This is a genomic window from Streptomyces sp. NBC_00876 (genome assembly GCF_045207435.1).
Lineage (GTDB): Bacteria > Actinomycetota > Actinomycetes > Streptomycetales > Streptomycetaceae > Streptomyces.
In genome coordinates, this window is sequence record NZ_CP108800.1 from 7,268,727 (window position 1) to 7,291,146 (window position 22,420).

The 22,420-nt window shown below is 71.8% G+C and carries 17 protein-coding genes; 11 read left to right on the forward strand and 6 right to left on the reverse strand.

Annotation, left to right across the window (positions count from 1 at the left end; translation table 11 throughout):
• Positions 1-181: 181 nt before the first annotated feature.
• The 3 genes from OG782_RS31860 to OG782_RS31870 all read right to left on the reverse strand — a co-directional run bounded on the left by OG782_RS31860 (position 182) and on the right by OG782_RS31870 (position 3,740).
• Positions 182-994 carry a GNAT family N-acetyltransferase gene (locus tag OG782_RS31860; protein WP_406456904.1) on the reverse strand — a complete coding sequence of 271 codons (813 nt, stop codon included), beginning with the start codon at positions 992-994 and terminating at the stop codon, positions 182-184.
• A gap of 57 nt (positions 995-1,051) precedes the next feature.
• A complete protein-coding gene (locus OG782_RS31865; protein ID WP_406456906.1) occupies positions 1,052-1,867 on the reverse strand; it encodes a TetR family transcriptional regulator in 816 nt (271 codons plus the stop codon).
• Positions 1,868-1,958: 91 nt separating this feature from the next.
• A complete protein-coding gene (locus tag OG782_RS31870; RefSeq protein ID WP_406456908.1) occupies positions 1,959-3,740 on the reverse strand; it encodes a 3-hydroxyacyl-CoA dehydrogenase family protein in 1,782 nt (593 codons plus the stop codon).
• A gap of 374 nt (positions 3,741-4,114) precedes the next feature.
• On the opposite strand from OG782_RS31870, the gene OG782_RS31875 reads away from it, so the two are divergent.
• Positions 4,115-4,687: an adenylosuccinate lyase gene (locus OG782_RS31875; RefSeq protein ID WP_406456910.1), complete on the forward strand. Its 573-nt coding sequence runs from the start codon at positions 4,115-4,117 to the stop codon at positions 4,685-4,687.
• A gap of 110 nt (positions 4,688-4,797) precedes the next feature.
• Here the strand turns inward: OG782_RS31875 and OG782_RS31880 are convergent, their stop codons facing one another.
• The gene (locus OG782_RS31880; protein WP_406456912.1) at positions 4,798-6,393 is read right to left on the reverse strand and encodes an alpha/beta hydrolase; all 1,596 of its coding nucleotides are present in this window, start codon (positions 6,391-6,393) and stop codon (positions 4,798-4,800) included.
• Positions 6,394-6,524: 131 nt separating this feature from the next.
• Positions 6,525-7,574, reverse strand: coding sequence for an Rv2578c family radical SAM protein (locus OG782_RS31885; protein WP_406456914.1), 1,050 nt, complete (start codon positions 7,572-7,574; stop codon positions 6,525-6,527).
• A gap of 148 nt (positions 7,575-7,722) precedes the next feature.
• On the opposite strand from OG782_RS31885, the gene OG782_RS31890 reads away from it, so the two are divergent.
• From OG782_RS31890 to OG782_RS31905, 4 genes are all read left to right on the forward strand, one after another.
• A complete protein-coding gene (locus OG782_RS31890; protein WP_406456916.1) occupies positions 7,723-8,166 on the forward strand; it encodes an SRPBCC family protein in 444 nt (147 codons plus the stop codon).
• Positions 8,167-8,353: 187 nt separating this feature from the next.
• On the forward strand, positions 8,354-10,801 hold the full coding sequence (locus OG782_RS31895) for an MFS transporter (RefSeq protein WP_406456918.1): 2,448 nt from the start codon (positions 8,354-8,356) through the stop codon (positions 10,799-10,801).
• Positions 10,802-10,964: 163 nt separating this feature from the next.
• The gene (locus OG782_RS31900) at positions 10,965-13,412 is read left to right on the forward strand and encodes a SpoIIE family protein phosphatase (RefSeq protein ID WP_406456920.1); all 2,448 of its coding nucleotides are present in this window, start codon (positions 10,965-10,967) and stop codon (positions 13,410-13,412) included.
• Positions 13,413-13,524: 112 nt separating this feature from the next.
• On the forward strand, positions 13,525-14,244 hold the full coding sequence (locus OG782_RS31905) for a class I SAM-dependent methyltransferase (RefSeq protein WP_406456922.1): 720 nt from the start codon (positions 13,525-13,527) through the stop codon (positions 14,242-14,244).
• An 81-nt stretch (positions 14,245-14,325) separates the two neighbouring features.
• On the opposite strand, the gene OG782_RS31910 is transcribed toward OG782_RS31905, so the two are convergent.
• The gene (locus OG782_RS31910; RefSeq protein ID WP_406456924.1) at positions 14,326-15,216 is read right to left on the reverse strand and encodes a LysR family transcriptional regulator; all 891 of its coding nucleotides are present in this window, start codon (positions 15,214-15,216) and stop codon (positions 14,326-14,328) included.
• Positions 15,217-15,367: 151 nt separating this feature from the next.
• On the opposite strand from OG782_RS31910, the gene OG782_RS31915 reads away from it, so the two are divergent.
• The 6 genes from OG782_RS31915 to OG782_RS31940 all read left to right on the forward strand — a co-directional run bounded on the left by OG782_RS31915 (position 15,368) and on the right by OG782_RS31940 (position 22,259).
• On the forward strand, positions 15,368-16,369 hold the full coding sequence (locus OG782_RS31915) for an aldo/keto reductase (protein ID WP_406459382.1): 1,002 nt from the start codon (positions 15,368-15,370) through the stop codon (positions 16,367-16,369).
• A gap of 133 nt (positions 16,370-16,502) precedes the next feature.
• Positions 16,503-17,054 carry a DinB family protein gene (locus OG782_RS31920; protein ID WP_406456926.1) on the forward strand — a complete coding sequence of 184 codons (552 nt, stop codon included), beginning with the start codon at positions 16,503-16,505 and terminating at the stop codon, positions 17,052-17,054.
• 87 nt (positions 17,055-17,141) lie between these two features.
• Entirely contained in the window at positions 17,142-17,975 is an 834-nt protein-coding gene (locus OG782_RS31925; RefSeq protein ID WP_406456928.1) for a M55 family metallopeptidase, read from the forward strand.
• Positions 17,968-19,311, forward strand: a complete 1,344-nt coding sequence (locus tag OG782_RS31930) for a M20/M25/M40 family metallo-hydrolase (protein ID WP_406456930.1) — start codon at positions 17,968-17,970, stop codon at positions 19,309-19,311. The genes OG782_RS31925 and OG782_RS31930 overlap by 8 nt, the downstream gene beginning before the upstream one ends.
• 21 nt (positions 19,312-19,332) lie before the next feature.
• Entirely contained in the window at positions 19,333-21,318 is a 1,986-nt protein-coding gene (locus OG782_RS31935; protein ID WP_406456932.1) for a prolyl oligopeptidase family serine peptidase, read from the forward strand.
• A complete protein-coding gene (locus tag OG782_RS31940) occupies positions 21,315-22,259 on the forward strand; it encodes an LD-carboxypeptidase (protein ID WP_406456934.1) in 945 nt (314 codons plus the stop codon). Before OG782_RS31935 ends, OG782_RS31940 begins: the two co-directional genes overlap by 4 nt.
• Positions 22,260-22,420: the final 161 nt, after the last annotated feature.

Sequence of the window (22,420 nt, forward strand, 5' to 3'; positions counted from 1 at the left end):
CTCTGCACGCCGGCCGCCCGGACGACTTCAACGTATGGCACGCTGTGACAGCTGACAAGGCACTCGGTGCCAGCAATTTCCCTCAATTGTCAGTCGAGTGCCACGCATGAGCAACACGGCGGTCGTTTTGGTGCTGTGTGTCCTGTCCTGTCTTGTGTCCTGTCCTCGGTGTCTGCCGGGGTCAGGAAGTCGTGGGGCGGTAGACGTACGGGGTCGTCGTGCCCAGAGCCGTGAACCCCAGCCGCTGGAGGATCGGGCGGCTGTCCTCGGTGGCGTCGACGTGGAGATACCGGTAGCCGCGCTCGGCGGCGATCCCCGCCCGGAAGGCGATCAGCGCCCGGTAGACGCCCCTGCCCCGCCAGGCCTCCACCGTGCCACCGCCCCACAGCCCGGCGAAGCCCGTACCGGGGTACAGCTCCATCCGGGCCGAGCTCACCGGCTCGTCGCCCGCCATGGCCAGCACGCCCACGAAGTGGTCCGGATCCTCGTTCAGCCGGGCCAGCACCTGATGCCGCAGCCGGGACCAGTCCGAGCCGAACGCCTGCTCATGGGCCCGCGCCATCAGCTCCACATCGGCCTCGTCACGCACGGTGCGCAGCCGGACGCCCGCGGGGAGCTCGACCGCCGTGGGCAGCTCCGCGACCGGCGCGACCAGCAGGGTCTCCGGGTCCTGCGCCTCGAACCCGGCCGCCAGCAGCCTCGCCCCGAGGTCGGCGGGCCGGTCGTGCGCGTACAGCTTCCACTCGAACTCGTGGTACCCGGACGCCGCGCAGTGGGCCACCTGCGCGGCGATCGCCGCGTCCGCCCGAACGGCGTCGAGGTCCGGGGACGACCAGACGACCGCGTTCCAGTCATGGGCCGCGCCCACCTGACGTACGACGTCCCCGGTGCGTTCGACGCGGACCCCGGGGCCGTCGGGGCGGGCATGCTCGCGCATCTCCCGGTCGAAGACGGCCAGGAGCGATGCGCGCTGCGAACTCGATCGGTCATTCATCCGCACACCACAGCACCGGGGCGCGGCCCCGGCAACCAGGTTTCCGTGCGGCCCCGCTCAGCGCTCCTTGAGCGCCTGCTGGATCGTTCGCATCACTTCGTCCAGCGGGGCGTCCGTACGCGCCACGGCCACCAGCACCTCGCCCTCGGCGCTCACCGAGGCGGCCGGTGGCTTCGCCGGCTCGGTCCCGGCGGTGCGGCCGGCGCCGATCCCCGTCCCGAAGGTGTCGCGGACGATGGCGAACGCGTGGTCGAGCTGCGCCTCCACATCGCCCTGGCCGTCCGCCCGCAGCCAGCGGCGCAGCACATGGTTGTGCGCGGTGACGACGGCGGACGCCGCCACCTCCGCCAGTAGCGGGTCGTCATTGCCGACATGGTGGTCGCGCTCGTCGAAGTGGCCCAGCAGATAGCGCGTGAACAGCCGCTCGTAGCGGGCCACCGAGGCGATCTCGGCCTCCCGCAGGGTGGGCACCTCACGGGTCAGCTTGTAGCGGGCCACGGAGACCGCGGGCTTCGCCGCGTACATCCGCATGACTTCCTTGATGCCCCGGCAGACGGTGTCGAGCGGGTGCTCGTGCGCGGGGGCGGCGTTGAGGACCGCCTCGGCCCGTACGAGCGTGTCGTCGTGGTCCGGGAAGATGGCCTCTTCCTTGGACCGGAAGTGCCGGAAGAAGGTCCGCCGGGCGACGCCCGCGGCGCCCGCGATCTCGTCGACCGTCGTGGCCTCGTACCCCTTCGTGGCGAAGAGCTCCATCGCCGCGGCCGCCAGTTCGCGGCGCATTTTCAGCCGCTGGGCGGCGGCACGCGTGCCTGCGGCTGTTTCCGGGACGTCGGGCGCGGCGGACACACGGGGGGACCTGGCGGGCTGGGACATGGTGTGAACGTACTGCATCGGTGCAGGAGAGCGCGCCTGTGGGGGCGGGCCGCCCGGAGGACCGAGCAGCCCGCCCCACCCGGCTCCCGGCTCAGCGGCGGGCATATTCGCGGAAGCCGCGCCCCGTCTTGCGGCCGAGGCAGCCGGCGGCCACCAGGTGCTCGAGGAGCGGCGCGGGGGCGAGACCCGGGTCACGGAACTCGCTGTGCAGCACCTTCTCGATGGCGAGCGAGACATCGAGGCCGACGACGTCCAGGAGCTCGAAGGGGCCCATCGGGTAGCCGCCGCCCAGCTTCATCGCGGCGTCGATGTCGTCGAGCGTCGCGTAGTGCTCCTCGACCATCTTGATCGCGTTGTTCAGGTACGGGAACAGCAGCGCGTTCACGATGAAGCCGGCCCGGTCCCCGCAGTCCACCGGGTGCTTGCGCACCTTCGCGCAGACCTCGCGGACGGTGGCGTGCACATCGTCGGCGGTGAGCACGGTGCGGACGACCTCGACCAGCTTCATCGCCGGCGCCGGATTGAAGAAGTGCATCCCGATGACGTCCTCGGGCCGCGCGGTGGCGCGGGCGATCGACACGACGGGCAGCGAGGAGGTGGTGGTGGCGAGCACCGCGCCCGGCCTGCACACCTTGTCCAGGGTCGCGAACAGCTGCTGCTTGACCGCCAGGTCCTCGGCGACCGCCTCCACGGCCAGGTCCACCTCGGCGAACGCGTCCAGCGACCCAGCGGCGGTGATCCGGCCCAGGGTCTCGTCCCGCGCCTCGGCCGTCAGCCGCCCCTTGGTGACCGACCGCTCCAGCGACTTCGCGATCCGGCCCTTGGCGGTGTCCGCCTTCTCCTGGCCGCGCCCGGCCAGCACCACGTCGTAGCCGGCCTTCGCGAAGACCTCGGCGATCCCCGAAGCCATCGTCCCGGAGCCCGCGACCCCGACCGACCGCACGGTGCGCCCGGCACCGGACCCGGAGTCCTGCGCCGGCGTCAGCGCGTCCGGCACCACGGTCTGGCTGCCCGGCTCCGCGTACGTGTAGAAGCCGCGGCCCGTCTTGCGGCCGGTCAGCCCGGCCGCGCTCAGCTGGCCGAGAACGGGCGCCGGGGCGTGCAGCCGGTCGTGCGAGGCGGAGTACATCGCTTCCAGGACGGTGCGGGCGGTGTCGATGCCGATCAGGTCCAGCAGGGCGAGCGGGCCCATCGGCAGCCCGCAGCCCAGCTTCATCGCCGCGTCGATGTCCTCGCGGGAGGCGTAGTTCGCCTCGTACATGGCGGCGGCCTGGTTGAGGTAGCCGAACAGCAGGCCGTCGGCGACGAAGCCCGGCCGGTCGCCGACCGCGACCGGCTCCTTGCCCAGCTGCCGGGCGAGCGCGGTGACGGCCTCGACGGCCGGCGGCGCGGTCAGCACCGAGGAGACCACCTCGACCAGCTTCATCGCCGGTGCCGGGTTGAAGAAGTGCAGGCCGAGGACGCGCTCCGGGTGCCGCGACTCCGCGGCGAGCCGGGTCACCGACAGGGCGTTGGTGCCCGTCGCGAGGACCGTGGTGGGGGAGACGACGGCGTCGAGCTCGCGGAAGACCTGCTGCTTGATCTCGTACGTCTCGGGCACGACCTCGATGACCAGTTCCGCGTCGGCCGCGGCCTGGAGGTCGGAGAAGGTACGGAAACGGGCGAGGACGTCACGCCGCTCCTCCTCGGTGATCCGCTCGCGCTCCACGGCGCGGGCGGTGGAGGCCTCGAGGGAGGCGACGGCCTGGCGTGCGGCGGCCTCGCTGACATCGATTCCTATGACCTCGCGGCCGGCACGGGTCAGGACCTCGGCGATGCCGGTGCCCATCGTGCCGAGGCCGACGACGGCAATGGTGCTGAAATGGGTGTCCATCACGGGACTCCAGGGATGAGTGACGACTGAGGGACGCAACCTGGCGCGCGGCCGATGAGAGGGGCGAAGGGCCCGGCCGGCGCACGGCGTGCGGGAATTGCCTGTCGTGGTGCTCGGGCCCCGGGAGCGAAGCGCACGCCGGGACCGGGAAAGGGCGACGGACTCTGTCCCGGAGTCACGTCTCGCAAAGCTGCCGAACCGACAAACACTCCGGGTGGCTGCGTCACCAGGCCACCGGAGCCGGCGGGGGGAGTGTCCCGCTCACATGAGGTTAACCGACGGGTAATGAGCGCGCCAGCCCCCGATTGTTGTGGCCCCCCTCACATCCGGCACCCCCGCCGGCACGCTGTGTGGCCACCGATACGCTGACGGTCATGGATGAGGAGTACCGGTCGCTGACGCACCGGCTGGCGGACGAGGCGGGGGAGTCGGCGGCGTACCGCAGACTGATCGCCACCGATGACGACGAGGAACTGGCCCAGGTGCTCATCGAGCGCGAACGCCCGCTGTGGGCGCGCGAGATCGCCGCGTTCCGGCTGGGCTGCGGCGGCGACCGCCGCGCCTTCGAACCCCTGGTGCTGCTGCTCAACCACCGCGACCCCGAACGCTGCGTCGGCGCCGCCCACGCCCTGGCCCGCCTCGGCGACCCGCGCACACCCCGCGCGGCGGCGGCACTCGCCACCAACTCCCTGCGCACCGCCTACGCCCTGCACCCGGTCCGCCTGCTCACCGAACTGCGGGCCCCGGAGTCCGTACCCGCCCTCGTGAGCACCCTGTCCCGGCTGCTGGGACCGGAGGAACCGCACTGGCGGGTCGCGCTGGCCTGCGTCGAGGGCCTGGGGCAGCTCGGCGACGCGCAGGCCCGCCCGGTCCTGGAGGCCGCACTGCCGCACCCGAGACTGGGCGACGCGGCACAGACCGCGCTCAGCCGGCTGCCGGCGGGCTGAGCGCGGTCCGTACGTGGGATTCGTACGTGGGGTTCGTACGTGGGGTTCGTACGTGGGGTTCGTACGTAGGGTCTGTACGTGCTGTTTGTGCGTACGGGAACGCCGCCCCGTCAGCCCCGGAAGCCGAGCAGGCCGTGCAGCGTGCCGCCCTGGCCGTTCGTCTCCTCCGTGCGGGACATGGGCCGTGCGGACTTGGCCGCGACCGGCTTCGGGTCGGGGGTCTTCGCGCAGACCGCGTCCACGTCGCCGCCCTTCGCGCGCGGCACCGTGCCCTTGGCCAGGTAGTCCGCCAGATACCGGTCCAGGCAGGCGTTGCCGCTCAGGGTGACGCCGTGGTTGCCGCCGCCCTCCTCGACGACCAGGCTCGAGTCGTCGAGCGCGCGGTGCAGGGCGAGCCCGCCCTCGTACGGCGTGGCCGCGTCGTCGGTGGCCTGGAAGAGCAGCACCGGCGGCAGGTCGTGGTTGGAGACCCGTACCGGGTTCAACGGCTCCACCGGCCAGTCGGCGCACGGCGCGTTGTACCAGGTGTTGCCCCAGGTCAGGAAGGGTGCCTTGTCGTAGACCCGCCAGCTGTCATTGCGCCAGACGTTCCAGTCGCGCGGCCACTGGGCGTCGCGGCACTGCACGGCCGAGTAGACCGAGTACCCGTTGTCGCCCTCCGCGTCGACCGCGCCGAAGCGCTCGTACGCCTTGACCAGGGCGGCGTCGTTCTTGTCGTTCACATAGGCGGAGAACGCCCCGGCCAGCGTGGGCCAGTAGCCGTTGTAGTAGCCGCCGGGCAGGAACGTGTCGTCGAGCTCGCCCGCGCCGACCTTCATGCCCGCGGGATGCTTCTTGACCGCGTCCCGCATCCGGTACCAGGCCGCCTCGACCTTCGCCGGGTCGCTGCCCAGCTTGTACGTGCTGTCGTACTTCGCCACCCAGGCGGCGAACGCCTTCTGACGCGCGTCGAAGGCGTAGTCCTGGTCGAGGTTGTCGTCGTACCAGACGCCGTTCGGGTCGACGTTCGAGTCGAGGACCAGGCGCCGGACGCGGTCCGGGAAGAGCTTCGCGTACACCGCGCCCAGGTAGGTGCCGTAGGAGTACCCGAAGTAGTTGAGCTGCCGTGAGCCGGTCGCGTTCCGGATCACGTCGAGGTCCTCGGCCGCGCTGACCGTGTCCATGAACGGGAGCAGGTCGGGGTACTTGTTGCCGCAGGCGGCCGCGAAGTCGCGGGCGCGGTTGCGGTTGGCCTGTTCGTCCTGGACGGAGTGCGGCACCGGGTCCGGCCGTACCGGATCGAAGTACTTCGGTACGCAGTCCAGCGCGGGCCGGCTCCTTCCGACGCCCCGCGGGTCGAACCCGATCACGTCGTACTGGGCGGCCACCGCCTTCGGCAGTGAGGCGGCGACGAAACCGGCCATCGACAGACCGCTGCCGCCGGGGCCGCCCGGATTGACCAGCAGCGGCCCCTGAAAGGTCTTCGCCGTGTGCGGGACCCGGGTCAGGGCGAGGGTGATCTTGCGGCCCGACGGGTCGTCGTGGTCGAGGGGGGAGCGCACTGTCGCGCACTGGAGCGTCGGGGACGACTGGGTGCCGCAGTCGGTCCACTTGAGCGACGCGGCGCGCGGTGCTCCGCTGTCTGCGCTCGCCGGGGACGGCGCGGCGGTCACCAGACCGGCGACCGTCGCCCCGACGGCGAACAGGATTCCTGAACGGTTCGTCATATGGCCTCCCGTGGTGGGGGAACACGGCCGCGCGTGAGGCGGCCCCCGCCGCATGCTCCCCGCATTCGGAGCCGGAAGGACCTGTTCTGGTGAGAGATGACCCGTTTGCCCCCGGGGTGGCGCTGCCTGGGTCAGAGCAGGGTCAGCTGAGTGGGACCGGAACCGGGCGGCGGGGTCCGCTCCTTGCCGCGCTCGGGGAATCCGCGGGGTGCTCCGTGGTGCGAGGGGCCGATGCCGTACTCGGCCGCCAGTTCGTGCACGTACCGGGTGATGCGGCGCTGGTACCAGGTGGGGGCGTACGCGCCGTCCGCGTACAGCCGCTCGTAACGCCGCACCAGATGCGGGTGGTGCCGGCCGAGCCACTCCATGAACCACTCGCGGGCGCCGGGGCGCAGATGGAGGACGAGCGGGGTCACCGAGGTCGCGCCGGCGGCGGCGACCGCGCGGACCGTGTCCCGCAGTTGCTCCGGCCGGTCGCCGAGGTACGGGATGACGGGCGCCATCAGCACCCCGCAGCCGATGCCGTGCTCGCCGAGGGTGCGCACGACGTCGAGGCGCCGCTCGGGGGAGGGGGTGCCGGGCTCCACGGTCCGCCACAGTTCGGGGTCGGTGAAGCCCACGGAGACCGAGACGCCGACCTCGGTGACCTCGGCGGCCTGCCGCAGCAGCTCCAGGTCGCGCAGGATCAGGGTGCCCTTGGTGAGGATCGAGAAGGGGTTCGCGTGATCTCGCAGGGCCGCGAGGATGCCGGGCATCAGGCGGTAGCGGCCCTCCGCCCTCTGGTAGCAGTCGACGTTGGTGCCCATCGCGATGTGCGCGCCGTGCCAGCGCGGCGAGGAGATCTCGCGGCGCACCAGTTCCGGGGCGTTGACCTTGACGACGATCTGCGAGTCGAAGCCGAGACCGGTGTCGAGGTCCAGATAGCTGTGGGTCTTGCGGGCGAAGCAGTAGACGCAGGCATGCGAACAGCCGCGGTACGGATTGACGGTCCATTCGAACGGCATCCGGGACGCCCCGGGCACCCGGTTCACGATCGAGCGGGCCCGGATCTCGTGGAAGGTGATGCCCCGGAATTCGGGAGTGTCGAAGGTGCGAATCGTCACCGCCTCCGCGGCGAAGAGCGCGCTCGGCCCTGGTTCGGTGGTCTTGGTGGGGTTGTCGGCCAGATTGTCCCAGCGCATGGACGCCTCCTCGGTAGCACTGCACCGAGAATAGAACACTTGTTCCCTTGATCGTTTTCTCCCCTTCGTCCCCGACCGGATTTTGAGCCGGGCTGCCGAGGTGATTGGCTCAGCACACCCCGAACAACCGAGTGCTGGAGGAACAGCCATGGCGCAGGTCGAGGCCACGACAGAGCGGATCATCGCGGCGGACGCGGAGGCGGTGTTCGACGCGCTGGCCGACTACAAGGACGTCCGGGGCAAGGTGCTGCCCGGTCAGTTCAGCGAGTACGAGGTGCGGGAGGGCGGCGACGGCGAGGGCACCCTCGTCCACTGGAAGCTGCAGGCCACCAGCAAGCGCGTACGCGACTGCCTGCTGGAGGTCGCCGAGCCGACCGACGGGCAGCTCGTGGAGAAGGACCGCAACTCCACGATGGTCACGACCTGGACCGTCACCCCGGCCGGTGAGGGGAAGTCCAAGGCCGTCGTCTCGACCGTGTGGAACGGCGCCGGCGGCATCGGCGGATTCTTCGAGAGGACCTTCGCCCCCAAGGGACTTGGGCGCATCTACGACGAACTGCTGCAGAACCTCGCCACCGAGGTGGAGAAGTAGCTCCCGGACCCCCTTCCCGGCCTCACCGGTTCGGGTGGTCTTTCCGGTCGGTCGGTTGTGCGCCGTAGTGGCTCCCACCGGGGGATAAGCCCCCTGAGTGCGCCGTCAGCGCCCCCCGTCGCGTTTGCCCTCACTTATCGCGCAATGCGAGAAATGGGCGGCGGCAGTGCGACGAGGGGAGCGGCACGTGGTGGGTGGGATCACTCTGGTGGAGGACGAGCCGGGCGGTGCGGGGAGCGCCGAAGCGGTGACCGCGGCCGCCGCGCCCCCGTCGCCGCCGGCCGCGACGGAATCCGCCGCCGGGGCCCCGCCCGCCGACGGGGCGACGGATCCCCACCGGATCCGGCTGGTCTTCGTCGGGCTGATGCTCACGCTCCTGCTCGCGGCGCTCGATCAGATGATCGTCGCCACCGCGCTCCCGAAGATCGTCGGTGAGCTGCACGGCCTGGAGAAGATGTCCTGGGCGGTCACCGCCTATCTGCTCGCCTCGACCATCGGACTGCCCGTCTACGGCAAGCTCGGTGACCTCTTCGGGCGCAAGGGCGTCTTCCAGTTCGCGATCGTCGTCTTCGTCATCGGATCCGCCCTGGCCGGCTGGTCGCGCACGATGGACCAGCTGATCGCCTTCCGGGCCATCCAGGGCGTCGGCGGCGGCGGGCTGATGATCGGTGTCCAGGCGATCATCGCGGACGTCGTACCGCCCCGGGAGCGCGGCCGGTACATGGGGCTCATCGGAGCGGCCTTCGGACTCGCCTCCGTCGCGGGCCCGCTGCTCGGCGGATTCTTCACCGATCACGCCTCGTGGCGGTGGTGCTTCTACATCAACATTCCGTTCGGCCTGGTCACCCTCGCCGTCATCACCGTCGTGCTGAAGCTCCCCAAGCCCACGGTCCGGCCCAGGCTCGACATCCTGGGCGCCGTGCTGCTGGCCGCCGCCTCCACCTGTCTGGTGCTGCTGACCAGTTGGGGCGGCACGGAGTACGCCTGGGGCTCGCGCACGATTCTGGGGCTGGCCGCCGGAGCTGCCGGAACGACTCTGCTGTTCGTCGCCGTCGAGCACCGCGCGCCCGAACCGATCATTCCGCTGCGGCTGTTCCGCGACTCGATCTTCAACGTCACCGCGCTCGTCGGCGCCGTCGTCGGCGTCGCGCTGTTCGGCGCCGCCAGCTATCTGCCGACCTTTCTGCAGATGGTCGACGGGGCCACCGCGACCGAGTCCGGGCTGCTGATGCTTCCCATGATGGGCGGCATCGTCGGCGCGTCCGTCGTCTCCGGGCAGCTGATCTCCCGCACCGGGCGCTACCGCGTCTACCCGATCGCCGGCAGCGCGGTCTCGGCGGTGGGCATGTGGCTGCTGTCCCGGCTGGAGACCGACACACCGCGCATCGAGTACAGCATCGCGCAGGCGGTTCTCGGCCTCGGGATCGGGCTGATCATGCCGGTGCTGGTGCTCGCCGTGCAGAACTCCGTGCGCCCCGCCGACCTGGGCACCGCGACCAGTGCCAACAACTACTTCCGGCAGATCGGCGGCAGCGTCGGCGCCGCCGTGTTCGGCACGCTCTTCGCCGGACGGCTGGCCGACGCGCTCGCCGTACGGCTGCCGTCCGGAGCCGGTCTGCCCGACCCCGAATCGATCACACCGCAGCTGGTCCATGCGATGGAGCCCGCGCTGCGCGACGCCTACATCCAGGCGTACGCCGACGCGATGCCCCGGATCTTCCTCTACCTCGTGCCGGTCCTCGTGCTCGGCCTGTTCCTCGCCTTCTTCCTCAAGGAGAAACCACTGGTGTCCCACAACAGCCCCGAGACCGCGGCCGATCCCGCGTCGATCCCCTCCGCCCGTACCGTTGCGGGCGGCCATTCCGCCGGGTACCTCTCCGGCGTGCCGGTCAGCGGCAGCGTCCAGCACCCCGACGGCACGAAGGTCCCGCGTGCCGCCCTCACCCTCATCGACGTCCAGGGGCAGCAGGTGGGCCGGGGTGCCAGTGGGGACGAGGGGCGGTACGCGCTCAGCGTGCCCGGCGCCGGCTCGTACGTCCTCATCGCCGCCGCCGGGGGCCATCAGCCGCAGGCCGTCAGCGTCACCGTGGGCGAACGGCCCGTGGAACTCGACGTGGTGCTCGGCGGCGCGGGCCGGCTGGCCGGGACCGTCGTGACGGCGGACGGGCTACCCGTGCGGGACGCGGCCGTCACCCTGACCGACGTACGCGGAGAGGTCGTCGCCTCCACCCGCAGCGGCCGCGAGGGCGGGTACGTGATCGCGGAACTGGTCGCGGGGGAGTACACCCTCGCCGCCTCCGCCCCCGCTTTCCGGCCCGCCGCCCTGCCGGTCAGCGTGCAGGCGGCCAGGGAGACCCGGCAGGACATCGAACTGGCCGGCGGCGCCGTGCTGCGCGGCATCGTCCGGGCGAGCGGCGGCCGGCCCGTCGAGGACGCCCGGGTCACGCTCCTGGACGCGGCAGGCAATGTGGTCGACACGCTGACCACCGGCCCCGACGGGGCCTTCCGGTTCGTCGACCTGTCCACCGGCGAGTACACCGTGATCGCCGCCGGATACCCGCCGGTGGCCACCGTCTTGCAGGTCGCGGGCGGTGGCCGCACAGAACGGGACCTCCAGCTGGGCCACGAGGACTGAGCGGCCCGGCAGGCCCCTTCCGGCCCGGTGGTGCGCCCCGGAGTGCGCGGGGCGCACCACCCACGGGGGTGATTGGGCCGATGACCGGCGGGCGACGGACGCGGAGCCGTACCGTGAAGTCACGCACCGCTGAACCTTGCGGTGGGGAAGGAGCCTTCCACCCATGGATCTCGGTGTGCCGCCGCACAGGACACCACAGCCACGTGACACCGGGGCGGGCCGCGTGCCGCTCGCCGTGGTCGTCGTCGACGCGGACGGACTCGTCTCGCACTGGTCGTCCGGGGCGAGAAAGCTCTTCGGTGTCTCGCGGCAGGACGCTGTCGGCTGCCCCGCCGGTGAACTCCTGCCCGTCGCCGGGGCGTTACGGGAATCCGGTGACCAAATGCCGGACGGGGCGTACGCCGAGTCCGGCCCCGGGCTCGACAGCTCCCTCAGCGGGGCCGTCGCCTATCCGGCGGCGGGCCGGGCCCGGATGGACGAACCCGGCCGCGGCCGGATCGATGTGCTGTGGTGGGCCTACCCGCTGGTGGGTCCCGGCCCGGAGCGGCTGCTCGTGCTCGCCGCGGACTGCGCGCAACTGCGGGGCGGCGGGCCGGGCGAGTCCCCGGACACCGAGACGATCGCACCCGGATTCGCCCTGCACACCGACTTCCCCGGCTACCGCGAACTGGCCGGGCGGCTGCCCGAGATCCTGCCCAGCATGAGCGTCCGGGAAGCCACCGGGATCGTCTCCCAGGTCCTTGAACTCGGCTATCCCGTACTGGAGTTCAGCCACCACGACCGGATCCCGGTGACCCCGGACTGGGGCGTGCCCAGGTGCACCGGGCACCGTACGTCCAAGGGTCCGCGGCACACCGTGCAGGGCGTACCGGCCCCGCGCACCGTGCCCCGCCCCGAACTCGACCTCGAGTACGCGGCCGTCCGCGAACGGCTGGAGTTCCTCAACGAGGTCAGCGGCCGTATCGGCACCTCCCTCGACCTGGAACGCACCATCCGCGAGGTCACCAGCGCCGCAGTACCCCGGTTCAGCGACTTCGCGGGAACGCATCTGCGCGCCGCGGTCCTGGCCGGTGAGGGATTCCCGGACGGACCGCCCGACGTCACCACGATCTGGCACCGCGTCTGGGTCGAGCACAACGACGAACCCGGCCGCTGGGACGACACCGTGCCCGTCGGCGAGTCCATCGCCTTCCCCGAGCACACCCCGTTCTTCCAGTGCATGGTCACCGGCGAACCCGTCATCGTCCCTTACGTCACTGAGGAGTTGAGCAACCGGATCTCGGGCGAGTTCGAGAAGCGCGACCTGCGCCCCCTGATCACCCACCGCTCGCTGCTCATCGTGCCGCTCAAGGCCCGCGACGTGGTGCTCGGCTTCATGGTCCTGATGCGCCGCCCCGGCCGCGAGCCCTTCGACGACATGGACCGCACCACCGGCGCCGAACTCGCCGCCCGTGCCGGGCTCGTCCTGGACAACGCCCGCATGTACACGTACCAGGAGAACGTCGCCGAGACGCTCCAGGACAGCATGCTGCCCCAGATCGAACCCCGCATGGCGGGCTGCGACATCGCCACCCGCTATCTGCCCGGCGCCCGGCTCGGCAGGGTCGGCGGCGACTGGTTCGACTCGGTGAAGCTCCCCGGCTCCCGGACCGCTCTCGTCGTCGGCGACGTGATGGGCCACGGGCTCAACTCGGCGGCGATGATGGGCCAGTTACGTACCGCCGTGCTGACGATGGCCACCATGGAGATGCCGCCCGCCCAGTTGCTGCGCAACCTCGACGACCTCGCCCAGCGCCTGGGCGAGCAGTACCTGGCGACCTGCCTGTACGCGGTCTACGACCCGATCCGCTCCGAGCTCCAGATCGCCAACGCCGGGCACATCCCACCGGTGCTGGTCCGGGCCGAGGACGGCCGGGCCGAGCTGCTCGAACTGCCGACCGGTGCGCCGATCGGTGTCGGCGGGGTCGCCTTCGAGACCGCGACCGTGCGGGTGCGCACCGGTGACCGCCTGGTGCTGTGCACCGACGGTCTGGTCGAGGTGCGCGGCCAGGACATCGGGGCGGGTCTCGCCGCGCTCTGCGCCTCCGCGGCCCATCCCGCCGCGTCGATGGACGACGCCTGCGACACGATCATCCGCGCACTGAACCCCAGCGACGGCCGCAAGGACGACGTCGCCCTGCTGATGGCCAGGCTCAACGGGATTCCGGACGGTGACGTCGCCGAGTGGCAGCTCGCCCTGGATCCGCGCGAGGTCTCCCGGGCCCGTCGGCTGGTCCGGGGAAGGCTGCTCGACTGGGACCTTCCGCACGCGGTGGAGGCGGCCGAGCTGATGGTCAGCGAGCTCGTCACCAACGCGGTGAAGCACGGACGCACCCATCACATCGGGTTCCGGCTGGTCCGCACCGACGCCCTGCTCTGCGAGGTCAGCGACGACGAGCCCGCCCCCGCCGCGCTCCTGGGTGTCACCGCCCACGACGAGTTCGGCCGCGGGCTCGTGGTGGTGAGCAGCCTGGCCCGGGAGTGGGGCACGAGCACCACGGCACGCGGCAAGACCGTGTGGTTCGAGCTCGCGCTCTCCCGCACCCCGCGCTCCCGGCCGAACGGCTGGTGACCCGGCCGCCCCCCACAGCGGCCCACGTCGTGCGCCCCCTTGCCCCGGACCACCGGAGGCAGTAGCCCTTGCTGTGAACAGGCAGCCTGCACAACGGGACTTGGGAGTACACATGGCGGTGTCACAGCAGTACCGTGAGGCGTGGGAAGGGTTCTGGTCGGCCACCTCGGACGCGCCCGGCGAGGCGATCTGGGACGCCGAGCCGTCGCTGAGCGCCGTACCGCACAGCGAGCTGCTCCTGCCGTACGCCGACGCCTCGCTGCCCGTCGTCGACCTCGGCTGCGGGAACGGCACGCAGACCCGCTACCTCGCCACCCGGTTCGCCCGCGCGATCGGCGTGGACCTCTCGCCCTCCGCGATCGGCCACGCCCGGCGGGCGGACCCCGAGGGTATCGCCGAGTACGCCCAGCTCGACCTGGTGGATGGGGACGCGGTGCGCGCCCTGCACGAACGGGTCGGCGACGCCAACGTCTATATGCGGGCGGTGATCCACCAGAGCGAGCCCGAGGCCAGGCCGGCGGTGGCCGAGGCCGTGGCGACGCTGCTGGGGGAGCGGGGACGGGGATTCGTCGCCGAACTGACCCCTGCCTCCAAGGCCGTGCTGCAACAGGCGTCGCAGGGGCCGGACGGGCCGCCGGTGAAGCTGCGCCGGGTCTACGACCACGGGCTGAAACCGGCGGGCGCCACCGACGAGGAGGTGCCCGATCTGCTCCGGGCGGCCGGGCTGGCCATCCTGGACAGCGGTGACACGGCGCTCCCGCAGACCGAGACGCTGCCCGACGGAACGCGGATCGATCTGCCGGCCAGGTGGTTCGTGCTGGCCGCCCGCTGACCCCGGCGCACCCCGGCCCCGGACGGGGAGACCCGTCCGGGGCCGGGGGAGGGGCAAGAGCAGCGGCCGCGACGAGGCGCCCTAGTGCCCTGTCCCCTCCCGTACCAGGGCCATGAGCGCCCGCGCTCCCGGACTCATGGCCCGGGCGTCCGGCAGCACCATGACGCTCTCGTAGTACGGCTGGTCCGCTCCTTCGAGCCGTACGGCCACCAGACCGCGGGCCTCGGGCTTGCGGGAGAAGTGGTGCGGTACGACCGCGATGCCGAGCCCCTCGTGCACCAGCTCCAGCAGGCTGTGTACGTCATTGACCTCCAGAGCCACCGTGCGGCGCACCCGAGCGGCCGTGAACGCCTCGTCAGCCGCGCGGCGCGGACCGAAGTCCGGATGGAAGTCGATGAACGGCTCGCCGCGCAGCTCGTCCCAGCCGGCCCGCTCCGCGGCGGCCAGCCGGTGGCCCGGGGCGCACAGCAGGACCATCGGTTCACGGGCCAGCGGGACCAGCTCGCCGCGCCACTCCACCGGGCTGACCGTGGCGGCGAAGGCGATGTCGAGCCGTCCCCCGGCCACTCCGTCCAGCAGGTTCGTCGTGCCCTCCTGGCGGAGCCGGATCTCCATCTGCGGGTGCGCGCGGTGGAAGGCGGCGAGCAGCCGCGGCGGGCTCACCCCGGCCACGCACTGCTCGACGCCCACCGACAGGGTGCCGCGCAGCAGCCCCCGTACGGCATCGACGGCGTCCTTCGCCGCCCGGGCGCCGGCCAGGGTGCGTTCGGCCTCCACCAGCAGGGCGCGCCCGGCCTCGGTCAGCCGCACACTGCGGGTGGTCCGGCTGAACAGGGGGGTCCGCAGTTCCTGCTCCAGCGCCCGGACGGAGGCCGAGAGACCGGACTGCGACACGGCGACGCGCTCGGCGGCCCGGGTGAAATGCTGCTCGTGGGCGACCGCGACGAAATGTTCCAGCTGGCGCAACTCCATGATTGAGAAATATAGGTGCTGAATCCCAGCGGAATCTCCTGTTGGACTGCTGGATCGTTGTGAGCGAGCCTGGACCCGCACCTCGCCCGGGCGACAGCGCACACACCGCCCGCCCCCGTGAACCGGAACGATCTCTCCCGTGGAGCCCCGCATGTACATCCCGTCCGCCGACCGCTACCAGGACATGCCCTACCGGCGCACCGGACGCAGCGGCCTGAAGCTTCCGGCCCTCTCGCTCGGTCTGTGGCACAACTTCGGCGGTGACCGGACACCGGAGGCCCAGGGACAGATCCTCCGCCGGGCGTTCGACCTCGGCATCACCCACTTCGACCTGGCCAACAACTATGGCCCGCCGCCCGGGTCCGCCGAGACGGCGATGGGCCGCGCGCTGGGGACGGACTTCGCCCGGCACCGCGACGAGATCATCGTCTCCACCAAGGCCGGATATCTGATGTGGGACGGCCCGTACGGGGAGTGGGGATCGCGCAAGAACCTGCTCTCCTCGCTGGACCGGAGCCTGACCCGCCTCGGCCTCGACTACGTCGACATCTTCTACTCCCACCGCCCGGACCCGGAGACCCCGCTCGAGGAGACGATGGGCGCGCTCCACTCAGCGGTGCAGCAGGGCAAGGCGCTCTACGTCGGCATCTCCAACTACTCGGCCGAGCAGACCCGGGAGGCCGCCCGGATCCTGAAGGACCTCGGCACCCCGCTGCTCATCCACCAGCCGCGGTATTCGATGCTGGACCGCTGGGTCGAGGACGGCCTGCTCACGGCCCTGGACGAGCTGGGTGCCGGCTCCATCGCCTACTCACCGCTGGAGCAGGGCATCCTCTCGGACCGCTACCTGCACGGCATCCCGGAGGGCTCCCGCGCCGCCGGAAGCAGCCCCTTCCTGTCGGCCGAGGCGGTCACCCCCGAGCTGGTCGCGAGCCTGCGGGAACTGGACAAGCTGGCCTCCGGGCGCGGCCAGTCACTGGCCCAGCTGGCGCTGGCCTGGGTGCTGCGAGGCGGCCGGGTCACCTCCGCCGTGGTCGGCGCGAGCAGCGTCGCCCAGCTGGAGAACAGCGTCGAGGCGGTCCGCAACCTGGAGTTCAGCGACAAGGAACTCGCCAGGATCGAGAAGCTGTTGAAGGGCGCCAGGCGCCGCTGAACGATGAACGGCCGGCGCCCCCGCGAACGACGGGGGCGCCGGCCTTTCCGTGGGCGCGAATCCCCCATTCCCAGAGGGCCGGGGCCCATGGCTCGCTGATGCGGAGCAAGTGGCTCCTGTGAGGATGGCCTCCATGACATGGACAGCGCCTGCCCTCACCCGTACGACCGCCGGAGACCTGCAACTCGCACTCGGCACCGCGGACGAGCGGACCATGCTGGCGGGCTGGTTGCAGTGGCACCGCGAGACGCTCCTGATCAAGTGCGCCGGACTCGGCCAGGAGCAGCTGGCCCGCACCGCTGCCGAACCCTCCGGGCTCAGCCTGCTCGGCCTGGTCCGCCACATGGCGGAAATCGAGCGCTGGTGGTTCCGGCGGAGCTTCGCGGGCGAGCCCCTCGGCGACGTGTTCACGGGGCCGAACGACGGGGACGAGGGGCTCGAGGGCGCCGACCCGGCCCGTGCCGCACACGACTTCGCCGCCTACCGGGCCGAGGTCGCGGCGGCGGACGCGGCCGTCGTGGGACGCACCCTCGACGAGACCTTCACGACGGCGCGAGGGGGCAGGGTCTGCAGCCTGCGCTGGGTCTACCTGGCCATGATCCAGGAGTACGCCCGGCACAACGGACACGCGGACCTGCTGCGCGAGCGCACCGACGGCGAGACGGGCGACCACATCGGTGGCTGACCCGTACGGGGGCCTTCATTGGATTGGACCTCTGGAGGTCCCGGCAGCTCTGGCCTGCGCGTTCTGCGACGCGTACCGTGTGGCCGCATGAAGATCCTCGTCAGCGCCGACATGGAAGGCGCCACCGGTGTGACCTGGCCGGCCGATGTGCTGCCCGGTACACCGCAATGGGAGCGGTGCCGCTCCCTGTTCACCTCCGACGTCAACGCCGCCGCCCTCGGCTTCTACGACGGGGGCGCCGACGAGGTGCTCATCAACGAGGCCCACTGGACCATGCGCAACCTGCTCCTCGAGCAGCTGGACGACCGCGTCCAGATGCTCACCGGCAAGCACAAGTCGCTCAGCATGGTCGAGGGCATCCAGCACGGAGACGTCGACGCCATCGCCTTCGTCGGTTACCACACGGGCGCCGGTACAGAGGGTGTACTCGCCCATACGTATCTGGCCAACTCCATCACCGGGGTCTGGCTGAACGGGGTACGGGCCAGTGAGGGACTGCTCAACGCCCATGTGGCCGCGGAGTACGGCGTGCCCGTCGTCCTCGTCACCGGGGACGATCTCACCTGTGTGGACGCCCAGGGGTACGCCCCCGAGGCCCGGAAGGTCGCCGTCAAGGACTACGTGTCGCGCTACGCCGCGGTCTGCCGCACTCCGGCCCGTACCGCCGCCGACATCCGTGCGGCGGCCAAGGACGCGGCCGGCCTGGCCGGCCGGTACACGCCCGTCGACGGCGGCCCGTTCACCGTGGAGCTGGAGTTCGACGCCGAGCACCTGGCCGCCGCGGCCACCGTCGTGCCCGGGGTGGCGCCCAGCGGCGAGAGGCGTGTCTCCTACACCAGCGCGACGATGTACGAAGGTATCCGCACGTTCAAGGCGGTGACGACCATCGTGTCGTCCGCCGTGGAGGAACAGTATGGCTGAGGCGACCACCCCGAAGGACAGCGTCGACCGCCTCGCGCTCGACGAATCGGTGACGTTCACCTCCGAACTGATCCGCATCGACACCACCAACCGCGGTGGCGGCGACTGCCGCGAACGCCCCGCCGCCGAGTACGTCGCCGAACGGCTGGCCGCCGCCGGGCTCGAACCCACGCTGCTGGAGCGCACCCCCGGGCGTACCAATGTGGTGGCCAGGATCGCGGGCACCGACCCGTCCGCCGACGCGCTCCTGGTCCACGGCCACCTGGACGTGGTGCCGGCCGAGGCCGACGACTGGACCGTGCACCCCTTCTCCGGCGAGGTGCGCGACGGAGTCGTCTGGGGCCGCGGCGCCATCGACATGAAGAACATGGACGCGATGGTCCTCGCCGTCGTCCGGTTCTGGGCCAGGGCCGGCATCCGGCCCCGCCGCGACATCGTGATCGCGTACACCGCCGACGAGGAGGCCAGCGCCGACGACGGCTCAGGATTCCTCGCCGACCGGCACGCCGCACTCTTCGAAGGGTGCACGGAAGGCATCAGCGAGTCGGGCGCCTTCACCTTCCACGCCGGACCGAACCTGCCGCTCTACCCCATCGCGGCGGGCGAGCGCGGCACCGGATGGCTCAAGCTCACCGCCCACGGCAAGGCGGGGCACGGCTCCAAGGTCAACCACGCGAACGCGGTCAGTGCGCTGGCCGCGGCCGTCGCCCGGATCGGCGAGCACGAATGGCCGGTACGCCTCACCCCGACGGTCCGCGCCGCGCTCACCGAGATCGCCGCACTGCACGGCATCCACCCCGACCTCGACGCCCCGGGCTTCGACGTGGACGAACTCCTCGGCAAGATCGGACCGGCCGCCGACCTCGTCGCACCGACCGTCCGCAACAGCTCCAACCCGACGATGCTGGAAGCCGGTTACAAGGTCAACGTGATCCCGGGCCACGCCATCGCGTACATCGACGGCCGCATGGTGCCCGGCGGCGAGGACGAATTCCGGGCGACCATGGACCGGCTGACCGGCCCGTCGGTCGACTGGGAGTTCCACCACCGCGAGGTGCCCCTCCAGGCACCGGTCGACTCACCCACGTTCGCCAAGCTCCGCGCCGCCGTCGAGCACTTCGACCCGGACGGCCACGCCGTGCCGTACAGCATGTCGGGGGGCACCGATGCCAAGCAGTTCTCCCGGCTCGGCATCACCGGCTACGGCTTCTCGCCGCTGAAACTGCCCGTCGGCTTCGACTACCAGGCCCTCTTCCACGGCGTGGACGAGCGCGTCCCCGTCGAGGCACTGCACTTCGGTGTCCGGGTCCTGGACCACTATCTGCGCACCGCCTGAACCGTTCGGGGGAAATTGATCATGGTATCGACAGGGGCCTACGGAAGCTGGCCGTCACCGATCGACGCCGCGCTGGCCGCCTCCCGCGACGGCCGCCCGGAGTACGTCGGAGCGGTCGGCGACGAGCTGTGGTGGACGGAGCCGCGCCCGGCCCAGGCCGGCCGGCGCGCCCTGGTCCGGCGGTCGGCGGACGGCACCACCGCGGAACTGCCCGCCCCGTGGAACGCCCGCAGCCGCGTCATCGAGTACGGCGGACGGCCCTGGGACGGCACCGAACGCGCCGAGGGCGGCCCGCTGATCGTCTTCGTCCACTTCGACGACCAGCGGCTGTACGCCTACGCGCCGGACGGGCCCCGCGAACCATGGCCGCTCACCCCCGTCTCCGCCGTCGGCGGCGGACTGCGCTGGGTGGACCCCCGGCTGCACCCGGACCGGGGCGCGGCGGGCGAGGTCTGGTGCGTTCTGGAGGAGTTCACCGGCGCGGGCCCCACCGACCTGCGCCGGGTGATCGCCGCCGTGCCGCTGGACGGTTCGGCGGCCGGTGACCGCCGCGCGGTACGCGAACTCTCCGACGACCGGCACCGGTTCGTCACCGGCCCGGAGGTCTCGCCGGACGGGCGCCAGGCGGCCTGGATCGCCTGGGACCATCCCCGCATGCCGTGGGACGGCACCGAGGTGATGCTCGCGGACATCGGCGCGGACGGCACGTTCCACGACGCCCGGAGCGTGGCGGGCGGCCCGGAGGAGTCCGTACCGCAGGTCCGGTGGAGCGCCGACGGGCGGCTGCTGTTCGCCAGTGACCGCAGCGGATGGTGGAACCTGTACCGCGCCGATGCGCACGGGGACGCCGTCGGCCTGCGCCCCGGTGAGGAGGAGTTCGCCGGACCGCTGTGGAAGATCGGCCTCAACTGGTTCCGCCCGCTGGAGAACGGGCTGATCGCCACCCTGCACGGCAAGGGCTCCACCACGCTCGGCATCCTCGACCCGGAGACGGGTGACCTCGTCGACATCGCCGGACCCTGGACCGAATGGGCCGAGACGCTCGCCGTGCAGGGCAGCCGGGTCATCGGCATCGCCGCGAGCCCGCACAGCGCGTACGAGATCGTGGAGCTGGACACGGCGACCGGGCACACCCGTGTCATCGGCGCACCGCACAAGGACGCGGTCGACCCCGCGTACTACCCCGAGCCCGCCGTCCGCACCTTCACCGGGCCCGGCGGCCGCGAGATCCATGCCCAGGTCTACCCGCCGCGCAGCCCCGACCGGACCGGCCCGGACGGCGAACTGCCGCCCTTCGTGGTGTGGGCCCACGGCGGCCCCACCGGCCACGCCTCGCTCGTGCTCGACCTGGAGATCGCCTACTTCACCTCGCGCGGCATCGGCGTCGCCGAGGTCAACTACGGCGGCTCCACCGGATACGGCCGCGCCTACCGCAACCGGCTGCGCGAACAGTGGGGCGTCGTCGACGTGGAGGACTGCGAGGCCGTCGCCCGGGCGCTCGCCGACGAAGGCACGGCCGACGGCAGGCGGCTCGCCATCCGCGGCGGCAGCGCCGGGGGCTGGACCACGGCCGCCTCGCTCACCGGCACCGACCTCTACGCCTGCGGCACGATCATCTACCCCATCCTCGACCTGACCGGCTGGGGCACCGACGAGACCCACGACTTCGAGTCGCGGTACCTGGAGTCACTGGTCGGCCCGCTCGCCGAGGTCCCCGAGCGCTACCGCGAACGTTCGCCGGTCAGCCGCACCGGCCGGCTCGCCACCCCCTTCCTGCTGCTCCAGGGGGAGGACGACCCGATCTGCCCGCCCGTGCAGTGCGAGCGGTTCCTGGCCGCTGTCGAGGGACGCGGTATCCCGCACGCGTACCTCACCTACCCGGGCGAAGGGCACGGGTTCCGGCGCGCCGACACCATGATCAGTGCGCTGGAGGCCGAACTCTCCCTGTACGCCCAGACGTTCGGGATCGACCGCACCGACGTGCCGCGGCTGGAGCTCAAGAAGTGACCCTTGCCCCGCTGAACCGTCCCGCCCGGCTGCGCCCGGGTGCCAGGATCGCCGTCGTGTCCCCGAGCGGACCCGTGCCCGCCGAACGCCTGGAGCCCGGCCTGGACATCCTGCGCGGCTGGGGCCTCGACCCCGTGACGATGCCGCATGTCCTGGACGTGCATCAGCGACTGGACTACCTGGCCGGCGCGGACGGGATGCGGGCCCGCGATCTCCAGGACGCCTGGTGCGATCCGTCCGTCGACGCGGTGATCTGCGCCCGCGGCGGATACGGTGCGCACCGCATGGTCGATCTGGTCGACTGGGCGGCGATGCGGGCCGCCGGGCCCAAGGTCTTCGTCGGCTACAGCGACATCACCGTGCTCCACGAGGCGTTCGCGCTGCGGACCGGGACCGCCACCCTGCACGGCCCCATGGCCGGCACAGAGGCGTTCCTGAAGGACGCGGCGACCCAGGAGTCCCTGCGGTCCACCCTGTTCGAGCCGGAGACCGTGATGACGCTGGGGCTCGACACGGCGCGGGCGATGGTGCCGGGGAGGGCGCGGGGTGTCACGTACGGCGGCTGTGTGAGTCTGCTGGCCGCCGACCTCGCCACGCCGCATGCCCGTACGCACGCCCGCGGCGGGCTGCTGGTCATCGAGGACACCGCCGAGGATCCGTACCGGCTCGACCGCATCCTCACCCAGTTGCTGCGGGCCGGGGCGCTGGACGGCGTCGCCGGTGTGGCGTGCGGGTCCTGGGCCGGCTGCGAGCCGTACGAGGAGGTGCGGGCCGTGCTCGCCGACCGGCTCGGGCCGCTGGGCGTCCCCGTCGTCGAGGAGCTCGGGTTCGGGCACTGCTCCACTTCGCTGACGATTCCCCTCGGCGTGCCGGCCGTGCTGGACGCGCCCGCCGACGGCGGCCCCGCCACGCTCACGGTCGAGGTGCCGGCGCTGGTCTGACCGGGGGGCGAGGGGCGGGAATGAGGAGCGGGGCGGCCGAACACGGCCTCGATGTGGGGAAAGTGAGCATCCTTCAGGAAACGCGGTCTTGAACGTTGACACCGTGATGACCTGTGTCACAGCATGAGCGCGGCCCAGTACTTACCGGTCGGTAAGGTGTT

Bases quoted from the DNA above. Each gene is read 5' to 3' on its own strand.
- OG782_RS31870 (WP_406456908.1), bottom strand. From the start codon at position 3,740: ATGGACACCCATTTCAGCACCATTGCCGTCGTCGGCCTCGGCACGATG.
- OG782_RS31935 (WP_406456932.1), top strand. From the start codon at position 19,333: ATGGTATCGACAGGGGCCTACGGAAGCTGGCCGTCACCGATCGACGCC.
- OG782_RS31920 (WP_406456926.1), top strand. From the start codon at position 16,503: ATGACATGGACAGCGCCTGCCCTCACCCGTACGACCGCCGGAGACCTG.
- OG782_RS31905 (WP_406456922.1), top strand. From the start codon at position 13,525: ATGGCGGTGTCACAGCAGTACCGTGAGGCGTGGGAAGGGTTCTGGTCG.
- OG782_RS31880 (WP_406456912.1), bottom strand. From the start codon at position 6,393: ATGACGAACCGTTCAGGAATCCTGTTCGCCGTCGGGGCGACGGTCGCC.
- OG782_RS31915 (WP_406459382.1), top strand. From the start codon at position 15,368: ATGTACATCCCGTCCGCCGACCGCTACCAGGACATGCCCTACCGGCGC.
- OG782_RS31885 (WP_406456914.1), bottom strand. From the start codon at position 7,574: ATGCGCTGGGACAATCTGGCCGACAACCCCACCAAGACCACCGAACCA.
- OG782_RS31930 (WP_406456930.1), top strand. From the start codon at position 17,968: ATGGCTGAGGCGACCACCCCGAAGGACAGCGTCGACCGCCTCGCGCTC.
- OG782_RS31865 (WP_406456906.1), bottom strand. From the start codon at position 1,867: ATGTCCCAGCCCGCCAGGTCCCCCCGTGTGTCCGCCGCGCCCGACGTC.
- OG782_RS31900 (WP_406456920.1), top strand. From the start codon at position 10,965: ATGGATCTCGGTGTGCCGCCGCACAGGACACCACAGCCACGTGACACC.
- OG782_RS31875 (WP_406456910.1), top strand. From the start codon at position 4,115: ATGGATGAGGAGTACCGGTCGCTGACGCACCGGCTGGCGGACGAGGCG.
- OG782_RS31925 (WP_406456928.1), top strand. From the start codon at position 17,142: ATGAAGATCCTCGTCAGCGCCGACATGGAAGGCGCCACCGGTGTGACC.
- OG782_RS31860 (WP_406456904.1), bottom strand. From the start codon at position 994: ATGAATGACCGATCGAGTTCGCAGCGCGCATCGCTCCTGGCCGTCTTC.
- OG782_RS31910 (WP_406456924.1), bottom strand. From the start codon at position 15,216: ATGGAGTTGCGCCAGCTGGAACATTTCGTCGCGGTCGCCCACGAGCAG.
- OG782_RS31890 (WP_406456916.1), top strand. From the start codon at position 7,723: ATGGCGCAGGTCGAGGCCACGACAGAGCGGATCATCGCGGCGGACGCG.